This is a genomic window from Candidatus Eisenbacteria bacterium (assembly GCA_016867715.1).
Lineage (GTDB): Bacteria > Orphanbacterota > Orphanbacteria > Orphanbacterales > Orphanbacteraceae > VGIW01.
Genome location: VGIW01000166.1, coordinates 1 through 1,938 on the forward strand (window position 1 = coordinate 1; position 1,938 = coordinate 1,938).

General features: G+C 67.4%; 2 protein-coding genes. Both read left to right on the plus strand.

Features of this window, described 5'->3' with window-relative positions:
• Positions 1-1,398 (plus strand): DUF1998 domain-containing protein (locus tag FJY73_14365; protein ID MBM3321843.1); only part of this gene is annotated, 1,398 nt, incomplete at its 5' end.
• Between the two features lie 106 nt (positions 1,399-1,504).
• A partial coding sequence (locus tag FJY73_14370; GenBank protein MBM3321844.1) for a hypothetical protein occupies positions 1,505-1,938 on the plus strand: 434 nt, incomplete at its 3' end.

Genomic DNA, 1,938 nt, shown 5'->3' on the forward strand with positions numbered 1-1,938 from the left:
CGCTACGCGCGGGAGGACCTCGAGCGGCGCGCGAAGAGGCTCGCCGGGCGAATCGCGGTCTATCGCGGCGGCTACCTCCCCGAAGAGAGGAGGGAGATCGAGAGGAGGCTCTTCTCGGGCGATCTTCTCGCGGTGTCGAGCACGAACGCGCTCGAGCTCGGGATCGACGTCGGCTCGCTCGGCGCGTCGATACTCGTCGGTTTCCCGGGAACGATCGCGAGCACGTGGCAGCAGGCGGGGCGCGCGGGAAGGACCGAGGAGGAAGCGCTCGCGGTTCTCGTCGCGTACAACGATCCGATCGATCAGTACCTCATCCGGCATCCGGGCTACTTTTTCGGCCGAACTCCCGAACACGCCACGATCGATCCGGAAAACCCGTACGTTCTCGAGCGGCATCTTCGATGCGCCGCGCACGAGCTTCCGCTCGGGGCGGAGGACGCGGCGCTCTTCGGCGATCTCCTGGAGCCGATCGCCGAGGCGCTCGAGGACTTCGGGAAGGTGACGCGCGTCGAGGACCGCTGGTTCTGGGCCCTCACCGATTATCCGGCGGCGGAGATCTCACTCCGCAACATGTCGGACGCGACCTTCACGATTCTCGAAAAGACCGACGAAGGGGAGCCGCGCACGATCGGGAACATCGACGCGATCAGCGCGCCCGAGCTTCTCTATCCGGAGGCGATCTACCTCCACGAAGGAGAAACGTACTTCGTAAGGGATCTCGACTGGGAGCAGAGGGTCGCGACCGTGGAGCGGAAGGAGGTCGACTACTACACGCAAGCGATCGTCGACTCCACGATCCGCCTCGGGAAGGTGCGCGAGAAGGGATCGCTTCGGGGAGGAGAGACGCTTCTCGCGGAGGCGACCGTGACATGGATGACGACCGGCTTCAAGAAGATCAAGTTCTACGGCCAGGACTCGATCGGATGGGGGAAGCTCGCGCTTCCGCCGCAAGAGCTCGAGACCGTGGCGCTCGGCATCGTTCCCGGCCCCGACGCGGCCGATCGTCTCGGGCGCTTCGGGCTCCGCGTGGCCGAGGGGCTCGCGGGTCTTCGAAACCTCCTCCTCGTCGTTCTCCCCCTGCACGCGATGTGCGACCCGAGCAACCTGGGCGGCGTCGTGGAGAGCTCAAACCTCGGGAGCGCCGCGCTCTTCATCTACGATCGATTCCCGAAGGGGCTCGGGCTCAGCGAAAGGGGGTTCGCGACGGTCGGGACGGTTCTCGCGGCGGCGCGCGAGCTCGCGGAAGGGTGCCCGTGCGCGGAAGGGTGCCCCTCCTGCGTCGGACAGCCGCGCCCGCCGCTCCTCCACCACGATCCGGACCTCATGCAGGGCTACCCGATCCCGAACAAGGAGGCGGCCCTTCGCCTTCTCGCGATCTTCGGGAGCGAAGTCGAATAGCGCCGCGCGCGAGGCCCCGCCCCCTCTTCGCCCTTGAGCGGAAACCGGTCCGAGACTACTCTTCTTCCGACACCGGCGTTCCGGCGAGGAGCGAGGAGAACGATCGTTGAAGGATGAAGCGTTGCACGATCGAATCGCCCGTCTCGCGCGGGGAGACGCGCGGCGGACGGAGCGCGCGCCGCGCCCGGAACGCGCCGGATGCCTCCTTCCCCCGGGGCGAGAGGTTCGGACGGCGCACGGGACGTTCTATCTCGCGGAGCGCTCCCTCGAGGAGGCGGTTCGCGGGGAGAAGAGCTCCCCGCTTCGCTTCCCGGAGAAGCCGTGGAACATCGCGGACGGGAAGGGCGAGCTTCGCGAGGTGGAGCGTCCTCTCTTCTTTGATCTCGAGACGACCGGGTTCTCGTCGTGTCCGCTCTTTCTCGCGGGGACGGTCGATCTCGTCGAGGGGACCATTCGCCAGCGCTTCGCGAGGGACTACGCGGAGGAGAAAGCGGTCGTGGCCGCCGCGGCCGAGGAGATCGCCGGCGCCGGGACGATCGT